The organism is Escherichia sp. WS1118 (assembly GCF_046487695.1).
Taxonomy (GTDB): Bacteria; Pseudomonadota; Gammaproteobacteria; order Enterobacterales; family Enterobacteriaceae; genus Escherichia; species Escherichia coli.
Genome location: NZ_JBJQIZ010000007.1, coordinates 120,305 through 136,084, shown reverse-complemented (window position 1 = coordinate 136,084; position 15,780 = coordinate 120,305). Strand labels below are relative to the sequence as shown.

The 15,780-nt window shown below is 50.1% G+C and carries 11 protein-coding genes; 4 read left to right on the top strand and 7 right to left on the bottom strand.

Going from position 1 to position 15,780, the window contains the following annotated elements; all coding sequences use genetic code 11:
* Positions 1-38 precede the first annotated feature (38 nt).
* Both ACJHYO_RS13815 and eco read left to right on the top strand, forming a co-directional pair.
* Positions 39-203, top strand: coding sequence for a hypothetical protein (locus ACJHYO_RS13815; protein WP_001296243.1), 165 nt, complete (start codon positions 39-41; stop codon positions 201-203).
* Between the two features lie 113 nt (positions 204-316).
* Complete coding sequence (gene eco / locus ACJHYO_RS13810) at positions 317-826, top strand: serine protease inhibitor ecotin (protein WP_000712252.1); 510 nt, start codon at positions 317-319, stop codon at positions 824-826.
* A gap of 149 nt (positions 827-975) precedes the next feature.
* Here the strand turns inward: eco and mqo are convergent, their stop codons facing one another.
* From mqo to ompC, 6 genes are all read right to left on the bottom strand, one after another.
* The gene (gene mqo, locus ACJHYO_RS13805; protein WP_000758051.1) at positions 976-2,622 is read right to left on the bottom strand and encodes a malate dehydrogenase (quinone); all 1,647 of its coding nucleotides are present in this window, start codon (positions 2,620-2,622) and stop codon (positions 976-978) included.
* Between the two features lie 217 nt (positions 2,623-2,839).
* Positions 2,840-4,483 (bottom strand): microcin J25 efflux ABC transporter YojI, encoded by a 1,644-nt coding sequence (gene yojI, locus ACJHYO_RS13800; RefSeq protein ID WP_001357210.1) that lies wholly within the window; start codon positions 4,481-4,483, stop codon positions 2,840-2,842.
* A 75-nt stretch (positions 4,484-4,558) separates the two neighbouring features.
* Complete coding sequence (alkB, locus tag ACJHYO_RS13795; protein WP_000884929.1) at positions 4,559-5,209, bottom strand: DNA oxidative demethylase AlkB; 651 nt, start codon at positions 5,207-5,209, stop codon at positions 4,559-4,561.
* Positions 5,209-6,273, bottom strand: a complete 1,065-nt coding sequence (ada, locus tag ACJHYO_RS13790; RefSeq protein WP_021531460.1) for a bifunctional DNA-binding transcriptional regulator/O6-methylguanine-DNA methyltransferase Ada — start codon at positions 6,271-6,273, stop codon at positions 5,209-5,211. Before ada ends, alkB begins: the two co-directional genes overlap by 1 nt.
* Positions 6,274-6,346: 73 nt before the next feature.
* Positions 6,347-7,402: an FAD:protein FMN transferase ApbE gene (apbE, locus tag ACJHYO_RS13785; RefSeq protein WP_000406075.1), complete on the bottom strand. Its 1,056-nt coding sequence runs from the start codon at positions 7,400-7,402 to the stop codon at positions 6,347-6,349.
* A gap of 111 nt (positions 7,403-7,513) precedes the next feature.
* A complete protein-coding gene (gene ompC, locus ACJHYO_RS13780) occupies positions 7,514-8,641 on the bottom strand; it encodes a porin OmpC (RefSeq protein ID WP_001539019.1) in 1,128 nt (375 codons plus the stop codon).
* Positions 8,642-9,379: 738 nt separating this feature from the next.
* Between ompC and rcsD the strand changes: the two genes are divergently transcribed.
* The gene (gene rcsD / locus ACJHYO_RS13775) at positions 9,380-12,052 is read left to right on the top strand and encodes a phosphotransferase RcsD (protein WP_001249136.1); all 2,673 of its coding nucleotides are present in this window, start codon (positions 9,380-9,382) and stop codon (positions 12,050-12,052) included.
* Positions 12,053-12,068: 16 nt separating this feature from the next.
* Positions 12,069-12,719: a response regulator transcription factor RcsB gene (rcsB, locus tag ACJHYO_RS13770; protein WP_001061917.1), complete on the top strand. Its 651-nt coding sequence runs from the start codon at positions 12,069-12,071 to the stop codon at positions 12,717-12,719.
* Between the two features lie 199 nt (positions 12,720-12,918).
* Here the strand turns inward: rcsB and rcsC are convergent, their stop codons facing one another.
* Positions 12,919-15,768, bottom strand: a complete 2,850-nt coding sequence (rcsC, locus tag ACJHYO_RS13765) for a two-component system sensor histidine kinase RcsC (RefSeq protein ID WP_085455444.1) — start codon at positions 15,766-15,768, stop codon at positions 12,919-12,921.
* Positions 15,769-15,780 lie beyond the last annotated feature (12 nt).

Sequence of the window (15,780 nt, the reverse complement as noted above, 5' to 3'; positions counted from 1 at the left end):
TTTTTATAGCCGCTAAGATATTAAAGGATGTGTCAAAGATGCATACCCCGATCGGGGTAAAACCTGTAGCAGGATCAAAAGAGTGGCGGGAAGCGTGGCAAAAACGGGCTTTTGCTCACATTTCAAATGGTTATAAACATATTTATATAGCGATTAATTCGCCAGAGATATTTCTGCTGGTTTGTTTTCTCATCAGAATTTAACACTAAAAGAGCAGGTAAAATTATCTGAATGTTCTTTAAGTTATTCATAAAGCAAATTAATAAATCTGATGAATATGTTAACCTTCAGCGACATCATCGGTGAAAACCTATAAATGAAGAAGGAAAGCAAAAAAATGAAGACCATTTTACCTGCAGTATTGTTTGCCGCTTTCGCCACCACTTCCGCCTGGGCGGCAGAAAGCGTCCAGCCACTGGAAAAAATCGCACCTTATCCACAAGCTGAAAAAGGCATGAAGCGTCAGGTGATTCAGTTAACTCCGCAAGAAGATGAATCTACCCTGAAAGTAGAACTGTTAATCGGTCAGACGCTGGAAGTCGACTGCAATTTGCATCGTCTCGGCGGGAAGCTGGAAAGCAAAACGCTGGAAGGCTGGGGCTATGATTATTATGTCTTTGATAAAGTTAGCTCGCCGGTTTCCACGATGATGGCCTGCCCGGATGGCAAGAAAGAGAAGAAATTTGTCACCGCGTATCTGGGCGATGCTGGAATGCTGCGTTACAACAGCAAGCTGCCGATCGTGGTGTATACGCCAGACAATGTGGATGTGAAGTACCGCGTCTGGAAGGCGGAAGAGAAAATTGACAACGCGGTTGTTCGCTAAACTGCTGTGAAGTGCTGCAACCTGTAGGCCGAATAAGGCGGTTACGCCGCATCCGACATCTAACGCCCGAGCCGGTTGCCTGATGCGACGCTGAAGCGTCTTATCAGCATACGCCACATCCGGCAAACCATGCCGGATGTGGCACATCATTACAACGCAATATCCGCCACTTCTTTTTGAACGAGTTGCGGTTTCAACTGCGGTTTCGGCGTACTATCTACTGCCTGCGGCTTGTCGTATTTCAGCCCCAGCACTTCGCTGGTGTACTGCAACTCGCGTTCTGTTGCCGCTACATCACCGTTCAGCTTGCGTCCATAAGACGGAACGATCGCTTTCAACGTAGCCTGCCATTGCGGGCTGGAAACGCGATCGCCAAATACTTTTTCCAGCAGATTCAACATAATCGGCGCGGCGGTTGACGCCCCTGGCGATGCCCCCAGGAGCGCGGCAATGGTCCCTTGCTGGTCACTGACGACTTCAGTACCCAGACGCAGTACGCCACCTTTATCGGCATCACGCTTGATAATCTGCACGCGCTGCCCCGCTTGCCACAAACGCCAGTCCTCTTTTTTCGCCTGCGGATAGTACTCTTTCAACGCTTCAAAACGATCCTCTTCACTCAACATCACCTGACTCACCAGATATTTCACCAGATCGAAATTATCCAGCCCAACGTGCATCATCGGCATCACGTTAGAGGTGGTGGTGGAACTCATCAGATCCCACAATGAACCGTTTTTGAGGAATTTGGTTGAGAAGGTGGCAAATGGCCCAAACAGCACTACGCGTTTACCGTCAAGAACACGGGTATCGATATGCGGAACCGACATCGGTGGTGCGCCAACGGATGCTTTACCGTAAACCTTCGCCAGATGGTGATTAACCACGTCCGGGTTTTCCGAAACAAGGAACTGTCCGCCCACCGGGAAACCGGCGTAGTCTTTCGCCTCCGGAATCCCCGATTCCTGTAACAGTTTCAGCGCCGCACCGCCCGCGCCGATAAAGACAAATTTGGCGCGGATGTTCTGTGCAGTGCCGTTTTTCAGATCGGCAACGGTGACGGTCCAGCTGTTATCGTCATTACGCTTTAGGGCGCGGACTTCGCTGCTGAGTTGCAGCGAGAAGTTAGATTTCTTCTGTAAGGAGGCGATCAACTGGCGGGTGATCTCGCCATAGTTCACATCAGTGCCAATTTCTGTGCGTGTTGCCGCTACTTTCTGTTGCGGATCGCGCCCTTCCATCACTAACGGTGCCCACTCTTTGATCTGCGCGTGATCTTCAGAGTAACGCATACCGCGAAACAGCGAGCTTTGTTGCAACGCGGCGTAACGGGCGCGCAGGAAATTAACGTTATCCTCGCCCCAGACAAAGCTCATATGCGGAACGGTATTGATAAATGAACGCGGAGTACGCAGCACACCGCGCTCGACCTGGTGCGCCCAGAACTGGCGGGAAATCTGAAATGCTTCGTTAATGGCGACTGCTTTTTCAATACTGATGCTGCCGTCGGCATTTTGCGGGGTGTAATTGAGTTCCATCAGTGCAGAATGCCCGGTTCCGGCGTTGTTCCAGCCGTTCGAACTCTCCTGCGCGACACCTTCCAGGCGCTCCACCATGGTCATCGACCATTCAGGCTCCAGCTCGCGTAAATAGGTCCCCAACGTGGCGCTCATAATGCCGCCGCCAATCAACAGTACATCAGTTTCCTGCTCCTCGGACGCTTTCGCTTTTGCCGCCATCGAAACGGCATTAAGCCCCACGGCCATCGAGAAGAGCATGGCAGTCACTTTTTTCATCTTGTTAATGCCTTACTTTTAGTCGCTTTATTGCAGGTGAGATTTGCGCGGCATCAACGGTAACACTTAAGCAACAATATTTAAATAATGTTTATAAATTATATTCTAATTTTAGAAACATTATAATTTCGTTGATTAATTATAGGGTTATTAGAAATGAAGGGATTTTTAGAATATTGACCTGGCGGCAGCAGTCCGCCAGGTCAGCGTCGTAATATTATGCCGTCCGGGCAACGGCATCACGCGAAGCAGCATCGCGCTCTTCGCCTGTCAGCTCGCTAAGTTGCCCGTTGCGCATTTCCAGCAGGCGGTCGGCGTGGATAAAGTAATGATCATCATGACTGATGGCGAAAATAGTTTTACCCATCTCCTGCATCAGCGGCAGCAGCACCTGATAAAACTCACGACGGAAGTGTGGATCCTGATCCGCCGCCCATTCATCCAGCAGGATAATATCGCGTTCTTCTGCCAGCGCCAGCAACAGCGCCACGCGTTTTTTCTGCCCTTTTGATAACTTCAGGTTAACAATACGCCCGTTGCTTAACTCAAGCTTATGAGCCATTTTCAGCTGAGCCAGCCACTTCTCAACCAGTTGCGGGTTAGCGGGTTGCCCCTCCGGCCCCAGCAGTTGATCAAACAGCCAGACATCGGTAAACACTGCCGAAAACAGTTTTCGATAATCTTCCGGTTGTTCGCCGCTGACAGGTTTGCCATCCAGCAAGATTTCGCCATTTTGTGGCTGGTACAAGCCCGTCAGCAACATCGCCAGCGTCGATTTTCCACTACCGTTGCCACCAATCAGAAACAGCAGCTCGCCACGTTTAATGGTGAGGTTAATCGGCCCAACGGAAAACGCGTTATCCTGATAGCTAAACGTCACGTTACGCAGCTCCAGCGTTTGCCAGTTGGGAAACGCCTGCGGGCGTGGAAACTCTGCTTTGAAAGGCGCGAGCGCGAATTTGTTCAGCTTGTTAAACGCCACCTGCGCCGTCAGCAGCGTCGGCAATGCGCCAACCGCCGAAAGCAGCGGCGTACGCAGGAATAACAGCGTCAACGAATAGGTCGCAGCAACGTTGGTATCAGCCCAACCGAGACTGTTCGCCATCCAGAACACCAGGCCGATAGCGCCCAGCATCATGATGTTTGACCAGTTCACGGCACTAAGATGGAAGGTGTCTGCGCGAATAATATGATGGCGATACTCTTGCGCATCAGGAATGTAGAGGTTGTTAAACACATACTCGGCGCGTTCACGGTTCAGAGTCAGCTCTTTGCGCCCTTCGAGTACAGTTTGAAAATCCGTGTACAGCTTATCTTCGGTTTCACGCAGGGTCGCCATATGTTTGTACACCCGCGCCACCAGCACAAAACCGCCCCAGATGGTGACTGCCATCCAGATAGCCGTTACCAGCAACATTTTGCCCGACAGCATCCACAAATACGCCGCTGAACCGATAGTGAGAATGATCCCCTGCACCAGTTCCGGCAGACGCACAAAAGCAATGGTGATATTGCGCACATCGCTGGTTAATCCCGCCAGCAACGAGGCGCTACCGAGTTGTTCAATGCGCTCGACGTGAGTATCGAGAATCCGCTTGATAAATTCACTACGCAGTCGGTAAACGAAGTGATGCCCCAAAGTGGTGAGCGCCAGTTGCGATCCGAGAGTGACGGCCATCAACAGCAGCAATAACCCCAGAAACTCCGGCAATACCAGCAGACTGGTATCCGCCGTTTCGATAAGGCGCTGATTGATAAAAGCAATTAAGCCAATGCCTAATGCCGCACTGGCGAGGCTTAGCGCCATCACACTGATAAATGGCCAGCGATACTGCCGCCAGACAAGTACAAGAAGTTCCATGCAGAAAACCCGGACAATGAATTACAGCCCGCAGTTTAAACATCTTCGTGCGCACAGCAATAATAATTCTTATTTTTATTCTTTTTTACCTGCCTGACGGAATGTCAGGTTGTAGCGGCAGTCGGTGGTGAGTGGATGAACCCCCACTTTCAACGGTTGAATGCCATGATAAAACAGCCGCGACTCACCCCCCCATACCACCACATCGCCATGTTCCAACAACAAACGTTTGAGCGGATCATTTCGTTTCAGGCCGCCAAATTGAAAAATCGCGGGTAAGCCCAGAGAAACAGAAACAATTGGCGCGCGCAGATCCGGTTCGTCTTTATCCTGATGCAGCGACAGTTTCGCGCCAGGAACGTAGCGGTTGATCAAACAGGCATCTGGCTGGAAATCTGGATAGCCCGCTGCCGTAGCCGCACGTTGACATAAATGATGAAAACTCTGCGGCATGGCGGGCCACGGTTTATTTGTTTGCGGATCAATGGGCGAATAGAGATAACCTTGCCGATGGGTCGTCCAGCCCAGATGCCCACAGTTGGTCATCGCCACCGACATGGTATATCCGCCTGGAGTGACCATCTGGCGAAACGGCGACTGGCTGGCAACGTCATTAATATCGCGGATCAGTTGCTCCGCAGCGTTAAAAGCAAAACGGTGCAAAATCACCGCTCCAGCCGCCAGTGGTTCTTGCCACGGTTCAGCATCGGCAAACAGATCCAACATTACCTTTCCTCATTTTCAGCTTCGCGGCGCAGCAGTTGCGCTTTGCGCGACACGCCCCAGCGGTAACCGGAAAGTGTGCCATCACCACGGACCACCCGATGACAAGGTATAACGATAGCTAGCTTGTTGGCGGCACAGGCGCTGGCAACGGCCCGTACCGCTTTCGGTTTGCCAATGGCGTTAGCCAGTTGCTGATAACTGACGGTTTCACCGCAAGGTATCGTGCGCAGTGCCTGCCAGACTTGTTGCTGAAAAGCAGTGCCGCGAATGTCCAGTGGTAACGTCAGCGGCGTATCGCGTTGATTGAGGCTGGCGATCACTTCACGCACATGTTGCTGAAACGTAAGATCGGCAGGCGCGCTGTCGGCAGCGGGAAACATCTGCTGTAACTCGCTGATTAGTGTCGCGTCATCATCGCCCAGTAATATCGCGCAAATCCCCCGCTCACTTTCTGCCACCAGGCAACGGCCCAGCTCACAATCAGCCAGCGCGTAACGCACCGCCAGATTTTCGCCACCGTGACGGAATTGTTTAGCCGTCATGCCCAGCGTTTCGTCGGCTTTGCGGTAGTAACTGCTGCTGTCGGGGAATCCGGCGTTAAGAATAGATGTAGTCACGCTCTCCCCTTTCGCCAGCAATTCGCGCAAACGGCGAGCGCGCCAGGCCTGTTGCCAGGCTTTAGGCGTCATTCCGGTAGTCGCTTTAAACAACCGATGCAAATGAAATGGACTCATCGCCACCTGGTCGGCTAAGGCTTCCAGCGTTACAGGCGTTTCCTGTTCCAGAAGTCGGCAGGCGTGGGTAATTTTATCAAGGCGATGTTGCAGGGGATTGGCTTTGTCTGGCTGACAACGTTTGCAGGGACGAAAGCCAGCGGCAAGCGCCTCGCTGGCATTTGCGTAGAAGGAGACATTTTCCCGCAAGGCATGTCTGGCTCGGCAAGACGGACGGCAAAAGATACCCGTGGTGCGCACGGCGAAAACGAATTCGCCGTCGGCGTTCGGGTCGCGGGCTAAGACAGATTGCCAGCGTTGATCGTCAGTTAAACATGTGGCGTTTTTCATAATCAGCTCCCTGGTTAAGGATAGCCGTTAGTCTGCCCGGTCACCATCGCGCAAAAACCAACAATCTTGCGCTTTAATTTTTTTCGCTGATAAGGAAGCTTTTAAACTGCGGCGACATCCAGGTTTTAAAATTATCGCCCTCTTTGGTGATCATGTAGACCGCCAGTCCTTCCCGGCGAACAACCTCTTTGGCTTTCTCCGGTCCGAGTACCATTAAGCCAGTATCCCAGGCATCGGCTTCCAGAGCCGTCGGGGCAATCACCGTCACGGATACGAGATTGTGTTCGATAGGACGCCCGGTTTGCGGATCGATAACATGAGAAAGACGTTTACCGTCCAGTTCGTAATAGTTACGGTAGCTGCCAGAGGTACTAATCCCATGACCGTTGATATCCACCACGGCCTGAACCGCGTTTTCTTTATCGGTTGGTTTTTGAATCGCCACCCGCCACGGCTTGCCAGCACCGTTCATACCACGGCTGTTCAGCGCGCCGCCCACCGACACCAGATAGCGGGAAATCCCTTCCTGCTCCATCAAGCGTGCCAGGTGATCCGCCGCATAACCTTCACCGACGGTAGAGAGATCGACATATAAATCCGGCAGGTCTTTTTGCAGATATTGCTGATGCGACTGATTAATGACCGTCAGGTGCTGTAAGCCGGTTTTGGCTTTCATCGCATCGATCTGTTCCTGGCTCGGAATTTGAACCGGTTGTTGTTCCGGACCAAAGCCCCACAGATTCACCAGCGGCCCGATGGTTATATCCATCGCACCATCGGTCCTTGCGCCAATGCGCAGCGAGGTGGTGACGATATCGGCCATCGCTTCACTTACCGGCCACGGCGACAAACTTTGCGAGTCGTTAAAGCGCATCAGCGCGGAATCTTTTTTATAGGTCGAAAGCAGCTGATCGTCAGCGTCCAGTTGGGTCTGAATCTTTTCTTTAAGTTCGGCACTGCGTTTGGCGTCAATGCCCGGGATGCTGGCACGCCAGAAGGTACCCATGGTTTTGCCTTCAAGAACGGTAACTTCAGTAGCGTGGGTTTTGGCGGGTTGTGGTTTTTGATCGCAACCAACAAAGAAGAGCGCGGCAGCCAGCAGTGCCACGCGGGTAAAGCTTATTTCCATACGTGATTATCCTCATGCGAACGGTCGCAAGAGTACACCAAAAAACTGTGTTTGTACGCTGAAAACAATGAAAAAAGGGCCCGCAGGCCCTTTGTTCGATATCAATCGAGATTAGAACTGGTAAACCAGGCCCAGAGCTACGATGTTATCAGTGTTGATGCCAGCGTCACGAGTGAACTGGTTGTCGTCCAGCAGGTTGATTTTGTAGTCAACGTAGGTGGACATGTTTTTGTTGAAGTAGTAGGTCGCACCAACATCAACATATTTCAGGATATCTTCGTCGTCGTAGTTACGGCCATTGATGACACCCAGGTTTTTACCTTTAGACTGCAGGTAAGCCAGGGACGGACGCAGACCGAAGTCGAACTGGTACTGAGCAACAGCTTCGAAGTTCTGTGCTTTGTTCGCCCAACCCAGGGAACCTACGCGAGTTGCGTTGTAGGTCTGGGTGTACTGAGCAGCCAGGTAGATGTTGTTAGCGTCGTATTTCAGACCACCAGTGTAGGTTTCAGCACGGTCGCCAGTACCGATGTAGTTATGAGTTACATTATCAACTACGTAAGTACCATTCTGAGCGTCAGTACGTTTGGAGCTGGACACTGCAGCACCGATACCGAAGCCTTCGTAATCATAAGTGATAGAACCGCCAACGCCGTCGCCGTTCTGACGCAGAGCACCACGACCGTTGTTGGTCATGCCTTCGCCATCTACGCTACCGTTTTTACCCTGGTACTGAACAGCAAAGTTCAGGCCGTCAACCAGACCGAAGAAGTCGGTGTTACGGTAGGTCGCGAAGCCGTTACCACGCTGCTGCATGAAGTTGTCAGAACCGTAAGTGTCGCCACCGAATTCTGGCAGGACGTCGGTCCAGGAAGTTACGTCATAAACAACGCCGTAGTTACGACCGTAGTCGAAAGAACCCACATCCTGGAATTTCAGACCTGCGAATGCCACACGGGTCCAGGAGTTGTTTTCGTTTTCAGCGCTGTTGCCCTGGATCTGATATTCCCACTGGCCGTAACCGGTCAGTTGGTCAGTAACCTGAGTTTCACCTTTGAAGCCAAGACGCATGTAGGTCTGGTCGCCATCTACAGACTTGTCGTCAGAGAAATAGTGCAGGCCGTCTACTTTACCGTACAGATCTAATTTGTTGCCGTCTTTGTTGTAAACTTCAGCAGCGTTTGCTGCGCCTGCTACCAGCAGAGCTGGGACCAGGAGGGACAGTACTTTAACTTTCATGTTATTAACCCTCTGTTATATGCCTTTATTTGCTTTTTTATGCCACTGCATACTGATTAACCCTCATTAATCAGTCGGCAAGTCCATTCTCCCCAAAAATGCAGAATAATCCAACACGAATATGATACTAAAACTTTTAAGATGTTTCATTTATCGCTATAGATGTTTCAGAATGTAAATGCAAGGGAACTTTTTAAGATTATTGCGGAATGGCCAAATAAGCACCTAACATCAAGCAATATTAATTCAAGGTTAAAATCAATAACTTATTCTTAATTATTTGACAGCACTGAATGTCAAAACAAAACCTTCACTCGCAACTAGAATATCTTCCGCTATCATCATTAACTTTATTTATTACCGTCATTCATTTCTGAATGTCTGTTTACCCCTATTTCAACCGGATGCCTCGCATCCGGTTTTTTTTACCCTTCTTTACACACTTTTCATTATTCTGTGCTACCACAGAAAAACTATAACGCTCGTTAACTATTTCACAAATAATTAACATCAGCATAATTTCCAGCAATCTTCGTTTATTTGCAATTAATTTCGTTAGGCTTTTTGTAGGTTATTTGTACAGCAAAATGGCGCTTGTACATCTATTTCCCCCAATGCAGGATGATAAATATCACTGGAGAATAGAGAATCATCAATCAGGTAAGAGTCTGGAATTTCACACTGTACCCTTTATACTGCCCTATCACTTCGCGAAGTTTTAACAGGTCATAAACACGAATGCGTCAGAAAGAGACAACGGCCACGACCCGCTTTTCACTCCTACCGGGGAGCATTACCCGCTTCTTTTTACTGTTGATCATTGTGTTACTGGTGACGATGGGTGTAATGGTACAAAGCGCCGTTAACGCCTGGCTGAAAGATAAAAGTTACCAGATTGTCGACATTACCCACGCAATCCAAAAGCGCGTCGATACCTGGCGTTACGTGACCTGGCAGATCTACGACAACATTGCCGCGACGACCTCCCCCTCCTCCGGCGAAGGTTTACAAGAGACGCGCCTGAAACAGGATGTCTACTATCTGGAGAAACCACGCCGCAAAACGGAAGCGTTAATCTTTGGCTCTCATGACAACTCAACGCTTGAGATGACTCAACGGATGTCCACCTATCTGGACACATTGTGGGGCGCAGAAAATGTACCGTGGTCGATGTATTACCTGAATGGTCAGGATAACAGTCTGGTGCTGATCTCAACCCTGCCCCTCAAAGATCTCACCTCCGGATTTAAAGAATCGACCGTCAGCGACATTGTTGATTCACGTCGTGCAGAGATGTTGCAACAGGCCAACGCCCTCGATGAACGCGAAAGTTTTTCTAACATGCGCCGCCTGGCCTGGCAGAACGGTCATTACTTTACCTTGCGTACCACGTTCAACCAGCCGGGACATCTGGCAACGGTCGTGGCTTTTGATCTGCCGATTAATGATTTGATCCCACCGGGTATGCCGCTGGACAGTTTCCGCCTTGAGCCAGACGCGACGGCAACGGGAAACAATGAAAATGAGAAAGAAGGGACGGATAGCGTCAGTATCCACTTTAACAGTACGAAGATTGAAATCTCCTCGGCACTCAACTCTACCGATATGCGCCTGGTCTGGCAGGTTCCTTACGGCACCTTACTGCTGGATACGTTGCAAAACATTCTGCTGCCACTGCTGCTGAACATCGGTTTGCTGGCGCTGGCATTATTTGGCTATACCACATTCCGCCATTTCTCCAGCCGCAGTACAGAAAGCGTCCCCAGCACGGCGGTCAATAACGAATTGCGCATTTTACGGGCAATTAATGAAGAGATAGTCTCACTGCTGCCGCTCGGCCTGCTGGTTCACGATCAGGAATCGAACCGCACAGTCATAAGTAACAAAATTGCCGATCATTTGCTGCCGCATTTGAATCTGCAAAACATCACTACCATGGCGGAGCAGCATCAGGGGATTATTCAGGCGACGATCAATAACGAGCTGTATGAGATCCGCATGTTCCGCAGCCAGGTTGCGCCGCGCACACAAATTTTCATTATTCGCGATCAGGATCGCGAAGTGCTGGTAAACAAGAAACTCAAGCAGGCGCAGCGTCTGTATGAGAAAAACCAGCAGGGGCGGATGACCTTTATGAAAAACATTGGCGATGCGCTGAAAGAACCCGCACAGTCCCTGGCGGAGAGCGCGGCTAAACTCAACGCCCCGGAAGGCAAACAACTGGCGAATCAGGCAGATGTGCTGGTGCGGCTGGTCGATGAAATACAGTTAGCGAACATGCTTGCGGACGATAGCTGGAAAAGTGAGACGGAGCTGTTCTCCGTGCAGGATTTAATTGATGAAGTAGTGCCTTCAGTGTTGCCTGCCATCAAGCGTAAAGGTCTGCAACTGCTTATTAACAATCATCTGAAAGCACACGATATGCGCCGCGGCGATCGCGATGCCTTACGACGTATTTTGCTACTACTGATGCAATATGCCGTGACCTCAACGCAATTGGGAAAAATCACCCTTGAGGTTGATCAGGATGAGTCCTCCGAAGACCGCCTGACGTTCCGCATTCTGGACACTGGAGAAGGCGTAAGCATTCATGAAATGGATAATTTGCACTTCCCGTTTATCAACCAGACCCAAAACGATCGCTATGGCAAGGCGGACCCGCTGGCATTCTGGCTGAGCGATCAACTGGCGCGTAAACTGGGCGGTCATTTAAACATCAAAACGCGGGATGGGCTTGGTACACGCTACTCTGTGCATATCAAAATGCTCGCAGCTGACCCGGAAGTTGAAGAGGAAGAAGAGCGATTACTGGATGATGTCTGCGTAATGGTGGATGTTACTTCGGCAGAAATTCGGAATATTGTCACTCGCCAGTTAGAAAATTGGGGGGCAACCTGTATCACACCCGATGAAAGATTAATTAGTCAAGATTATGATATCTTTTTAACGGATAATCCGTCTAATCTTACTGCCTCTGGCTTGCTTTTAAGCGATGATGAGTCTGGCGTACGGGAAATTGGGCCTGGTCAATTGTGCGTCAACTTCAATATGAGCAACGCTATGCAGGAAGCGGTCTTACAATTAATTGAAGTGCAACTGGCGCAGGAAGAGGTGACAGAATCGCCTCTGGGCGGAGATGAAAATGCGCAACTCCATGCCAGCGGCTATTATGCGCTCTTTGTAGACACAGTACCGGATGATGTTAAGAGGCTATATACTGAAGCAGCAACCAGTGACTTTGCTGCGTTAGCCCAAACGGCTCATCGTCTTAAAGGCGTATTTGCCATGCTAAATCTGGTACCCGGCAAGCAGTTATGTGAAACGCTGGAACATCTGATTCGTGAGAAGGATGTTCCAGGAATAGAAAAATACATCAGCGACATTGACAGTTATGTCAAGAGCTTGCTGTAGCAAGGTAGCCTATTACATGAACAATATGAACGTAATTATTGCCGATGACCATCCGATAGTCTTGTTCGGTATTCGCAAATCACTTGAGCAAATTGAGTGGGTGAATGTTGTCGGCGAATTTGAAGACTCTACAGCACTGATCAACAACTTGCCGAAACTGGATGCACATGTGTTGATTACCGATCTCTCCATGCCTGGCGATAAGTACGGCGATGGCATTACCTTAATCAAGTACATCAAGCGCCATTTCCCAAGCCTGTCGATCATTGTTCTGACCATGAACAACAACCCGGCGATTCTTAGTGCGGTATTGGATCTGGATATCGAAGGGATCGTGCTGAAACAAGGTGCACCGACCGATCTGCCGAAAGCTCTCGCCGCGCTGCAGAAAGGGAAGAAATTTACCCCGGAAAGCGTTTCTCGCCTGTTGGAAAAAATCAGTGCTGGTGGTTACGGTGACAAGCGTCTCTCGCCAAAAGAGAGTGAAGTTCTGCGCCTGTTTGCGGAAGGCTTCCTGGTGACCGAGATTGCTAAAAAGCTGAACCGCAGTATTAAAACCATCAGTAGCCAGAAGAAATCTGCAATGATGAAGCTGGGTGTCGAGAACGATATTGCTCTGCTGAATTATCTCTCTTCTGTGACCTTAAGTCCGGCAGATAAAGACTAATCACCTGTAGGCCAGATAAGACGCGTCAGTGTCTTATCTGGCATTTGCACGGATTGCCGGATGCGGCGTAAACGCCTTATCCGTCCTACGATTCCCATTATTTCAACAGATTACATTAAAGTAGGCCAGATAAGACGCGTCAGCGTCGCATCTGGCATTTGCACTGAATGCCAGATGCGGCATAAACACCTTATCCGTCCTACGATTCCCGCGATTTCCTGACCCTCTCGGCATATACCGTCAGCGTCTGTTTTATCACATCCAGCGTTACCGGCTTCGACAGGCAGCTGTCCATACCGGACTCCAGACACCGCTGCTTCTCTTCAGCCAACGCATTAGCAGTTACTCCGATTACCGGCAACGTCAGTCCCAACTGACGAATGCGTTGCGTCAAGCGGTAACCATCCATATTTGGCATATTGACGTCGCTAAGCACGATATCAATATGATTCTTGTTAAGTACATTAAGCGCATCGACGCCATCATTCGCGGTTTTACATTGATAGCCCAACGATCCCAACTGATCTGCCAGCAGACGCCGGTTAATCGGATGATCATCCACGACCAGAATCATCATATCGTCATTATCGCTGACCGCTTTGTCCGTCGACGGCAGAGCGTTAGCAGGATCGTCGCTCTCCATCTCGATCAAATAAATACGCGCCAACAATGCCGGTAGCTCATGCGGAGCAGCCACACTGTGTACCCACTCCCCTGGCGCTTTCTCCAGCGGAATACCAATATGGCGACGACAGAAGGTCACTACCGCTCTGCCCTGCCATTTTTTGTTCACTACCTCGTCAGTAATTAACACATCTTCGGGAGTCGATTCCTGCCCTTCGTATGTTGTAACGACGATGCCGCTGCGCTGCAAACTGGTTTCCAGGAACTGACAGAGCGACGCATTGCGGACCGCCAGCCAGCAGCGTTTACCACTCAACCCTTCCACACCTTTTTTCTGCGGGTACTGAGCGCCGTACAACGGAATACGCACGGTAAACTGGCTGCCCATTCCCGGTTCTGAATCTACCGAGATGTCGCCGTCCATCATGCTGATCAGTTTTTCACAAATCGCCAGACCCAGACCAGTCCCCTGGAAGTTACGCTGTACGCCCGTTCCGACCTGGAAGAAGGGATCAAACAAACGCACCACTTCTTTTGCCGGAATCCCCACGCCGGTATCGCGAACACGGATAGAGAGATAATCGCCATCAGCGCGAACATGCAAAACTATACAGCCGGTATCGGTGAATTTTATGGCGTTACTCAACAGGTTGGAGATGACCTGCTGTAAACGCATCGGGTCGCCATTTAAGGCCACTGGCACACCCGGTTCAATAAAGCAGTACAAGCCTAACTGCTTGCGTACCACCAGCGGTAAATAGTTGGCGGTGATGTGGTTCATCACTTCACGCGGTGAAAACTCACGCGGTTCGATCTTCAACTGTTCTGATTCAATTTTCGAGAAATCGAGAATATCGCTGATAATTTTCAACAACAGGCTGGAAGAGTTGTTCATTGCCGTCACCAGACGATCGACGCCTTTCGGTAACTCTTTGGTTTGCAACAGATCCAGGTTACCGATAATGCCATACAGCGGCGTTCGCAGCTCATGACTGACGGTGGCCAGGAACATCGATTTTGACTGGCTCGCCTGTTCCGCTGCTTGTGCCATCTCCTGCAACGACTCTTCCATCTTCACGCGCGAAGAAACATCCACCAGCACACAAATGGCCACGTTTTCATTACGATAGCGCGAATGGACGAAGCTGATTTGCAGATTGGTATTGTTGCTGGTCAGGACATCAACAAAATTGACCTGCTGCCCACAGATAATTTGTGTCAGCCGTTGGCGGTCCTCATGCGTAAGCATATTGAGATAAGTATGCGCCAGTTCGTTACTTAAAATATTGACGCCATCAGCGGTACGCAAAATGCAGATACCCACTGGCGCGGAGGCGACAATCTTGCGATTAAACTGCTCATGTTCTTCCAGTCGCAGGGCGTCGCTTTCCGCCGGAATGAAAATACGCCGCTCGTACATCCGCGCGAGAGTAAACAATGCAGCTCCGGCAAGCACATTCAGCAAAATTGCGTTAAGGATCAACATGCGAATGCGTTCCAGCACCTTATCAACTGGCACTGAATAAACGATGCTTAGCGATGAGGGTGGCAGATTTTTCTTCAGCACCAGTTCCCGGAACCCTTCCGTATAGCCAAACCAGGAGCGTTCCTGCATCCAGCGAGGATCGCCCTTAATTTTGCTTTCTGGTCCGGTAAGCGAAATCAGGGTATGACCATTTTCATCAAGAATGGTAACCCCCATCGGCAACGTACCAGGTAAGAAAAAGTTCTCCATCCGGATTGTCTGCTCGACACCCAAAAGCGCCTGCAACCGGTTCGCCAGATAAACAGGCGTCAAGGCGTAAAAATACCCGACGCCAGGGCGCGGACCTTCGCTGATCCAGTAGAGGTTACTGCCACTATCATCTTGTGGTGCATTTCGATATTTATTAATGCGTTCATGCAAAGCTTTTAACGCGGTATCGCGTTCCACTGGCATATCACGCAGACCGAAATTGGCCATGCAGAGATTATCGCTGCCGATTAAAAATACCCGGTTTAGATCGTAAGCCGCAGAAAAATTATCGCGCCAGTAGCGCATAAACCACGCCAATGACTCCAGAGAACCTCGCCAGGTGTTACTCATTGCGGAACAATCAGAGTCAGCAAACAGTGGTTCAAACGCAGGCACATCCGTCTGCGTTTCTCGTCCACGCGGGGAAAGCACACCGTTTTCTGCCGATAAGCGATTTTCAGCTATGTACTTCAGCTCTTTCATCACATCAGAGGTGCGTTGAATAAAGCGCTGAGCCTGATCGGAACTCAGATTAAATTCCTGACGAATTTCCGATTCTCGCTGATGTAACGCATTAACGATGTAAAAAACGGATGAAAAAGCAATCAATAGCCAGAGCACTAACGCCAATGCTCTGAACATGTAGCGCGAGGCTTTCAGGGTTGTACGAAAAGAAGCAAGGTATTTCAAAGGGGCGAAGCT

Coding starts and splice junctions, on each gene's coding strand:
- ACJHYO_RS13815 (WP_001296243.1), top strand. CDS start 39: ATGCATACCCCGATCGGGGTAAAACCTGTAGCAGGATCAAAAGAGTGG.
- eco (WP_000712252.1), top strand. CDS start 317: ATGAAGAAGGAAAGCAAAAAAATGAAGACCATTTTACCTGCAGTATTG.
- mqo (WP_000758051.1), bottom strand. CDS start 2,622: ATGAAAAAAGTGACTGCCATGCTCTTCTCGATGGCCGTGGGGCTTAAT.
- yojI (WP_001357210.1), bottom strand. CDS start 4,483: ATGGAACTTCTTGTACTTGTCTGGCGGCAGTATCGCTGGCCATTTATC.
- alkB (WP_000884929.1), bottom strand. CDS start 5,209: ATGTTGGATCTGTTTGCCGATGCTGAACCGTGGCAAGAACCACTGGCG.
- ada (WP_021531460.1), bottom strand. CDS start 6,273: ATGAAAAACGCCACATGTTTAACTGACGATCAACGCTGGCAATCTGTC.
- apbE (WP_000406075.1), bottom strand. CDS start 7,402: ATGGAAATAAGCTTTACCCGCGTGGCACTGCTGGCTGCCGCGCTCTTC.
- ompC (WP_001539019.1), bottom strand. CDS start 8,641: ATGAAAGTTAAAGTACTGTCCCTCCTGGTCCCAGCTCTGCTGGTAGCA.
- rcsD (WP_001249136.1), top strand. CDS start 9,380: ATGCGTCAGAAAGAGACAACGGCCACGACCCGCTTTTCACTCCTACCG.
- rcsB (WP_001061917.1), top strand. CDS start 12,069: ATGAACAATATGAACGTAATTATTGCCGATGACCATCCGATAGTCTTG.